This window comes from Stenotrophomonas sp. 05L44_2, assembly GCF_056665995.1.
The window spans coordinates 1-1,650 of sequence record NZ_JBFTNR010000833.1 but is presented as its reverse complement, the minus strand read 5'-3'; the positions used below and the strand labels follow the sequence as shown (position 1 = coordinate 1,650).

General features: G+C 61.2%; 2 protein-coding genes. One reads left to right on the top strand and one right to left on the bottom strand.

The window, feature by feature from the left end:
* The coding region (locus AC1VAN_RS21120) for a LysR substrate-binding domain-containing protein (RefSeq protein ID WP_480986670.1) at positions 1-214 on the top strand (214 nt) is incomplete at its 5' end.
* Positions 215-461: 247 nt separating this feature from the next.
* Here AC1VAN_RS21120 and AC1VAN_RS21115 read toward each other — a convergent pair.
* Positions 462-1,427 carry a GlxA family transcriptional regulator gene (locus tag AC1VAN_RS21115; protein ID WP_480986669.1) on the bottom strand — a complete coding sequence of 322 codons (966 nt, stop codon included), beginning with the start codon at positions 1,425-1,427 and terminating at the stop codon, positions 462-464.
* Positions 1,428-1,650 lie beyond the last annotated feature (223 nt).

Genomic DNA, 1,650 nt, shown 5'->3' with positions numbered 1-1,650 from the left:
GTGCATGCAGGGATACGGCTTGGCACAGTTGCAACGCGTATTGGTGGAGAAGCAGTTGCAGGATGGCAGCTTGGTCGAGGTGCTGCGGCAGTGGCGGCCGCCGTCGGTGCCGGTGTCGATCCTGTATCCGCATCACCGTTATGGATCGCCCATCGTCCAAGCATTCACCGCTTGGGCTACAGAGCTTTTCTCCGCCAAGAGCGAGAAGGCATAGATCGCGAACTCAGCCGTCAGGGTCCAGATATCCCGAGGCGATGTCGAGCCTGTGTCGCTCGGGTGGACTACTTTAGCGAGCGAATCCCTCAGACAGATGCCTTCCGGACGCCACCGCTGGCTAACATGTCCGCTATCGGCCAGCAGCGGGCATCAGGGAAGCGTGCCGGTGCCTGGAAGAGCTCGATCTGGCGTAGCTCGGTTCACTGTCAACTGAGACGAATCCAGTGCTCCTTCATCTGAGCGCGTCACTGCCCGAAAGTCTTTCTCCAGTCCGAGGGACTCACGTGCATTGCTCGCTTGAAACTCTGACGGAATGAAACCGCGCTCTGAAACCCGGCCTTCTCTGCCACCACATCGATCGGCAGCGCTGAACTCTCAAGCAGCTCCTTGGCGCGGCGAAGTCGTTCCGCCTGAACCCAGTCACCAACGGTCATGCCGGTGACCTTTGCAAACCTGCGGGTGAATGTTCTCCGGCTCATCGCCACTTTTGACGCTAGGCTGTCGATGGAATGATCGTCACCGAGATTGCGCCGGACCTCGTCCATCAGACTACTGAGGGCGGCGTCCCGTGAGTTGTCTGGGACGGGTTGATCGATGTACTGGGCCTGCCCACCCTCGCGGTGCGGCGGCAACACCATCACCCGCGCGACGCGGTTGGCCTCCTTCGTTCCGTAGAGCTTTCGCACCAGGTAGATGCAGCAGTCCAGTCCTGCGCCGGTGCCGGCCGAAGTGACGAGCCTGTCCTCGTCTACATAGAGTGCGTCCACGTCCAGCTTTACGCTTGGAAATCTACCCTGGAAGTCCGATTCGCCTGCCCAATGGGTCGCAGCGCGCTTTCCATCCAGAAGGCMTGAGTAGGCCAGCGCGTAGGTACCATAGCAGAGGCCAACGACGTAGGCGCCGCGCTCATGGGCAGCGCGCAGTCCGTGCTGAAGCGCCTCGGAGGGCGCCTGCCCCAGCTCCGGCCAACCTGCGACCACAACGACGTCGGCCTTATCGAGGAGCTCCAGTCCGCCGTCACCCCTGATCATCAAGCAGTGCGAAGTCGGCCCTCCGCCGCCCTCGACGGCGACCCGTACCCGGAACTCCGTTCGCCCCTCAAAACACATGCCGAAGATCGCCAGCGGGACAGACAGGTGAAACGCGCTGACGCCCGGCTGTGCCAGCAGGACGACCTCCGTCGTACCCACAGATTCTGAGTGGATGGTCATTTTGGCCCGATCCCATCGTCATTTGACATCTGGGCCAGTATCTCACGGAAGGCGCCAAGCCCAGACTTTTCCCATCACATGAGCCCTCAAGGAACTTCAATGAGCAAGACACTTCCCGTCGCACTGTGCCTGATGCTGGCCATGGGTGCCCCACTCCACGCATTCAGTGCCGAGGTCAGCCCCAAGGTCTCGATCCAGCAGATCCGCAATGCCACCATCAAGG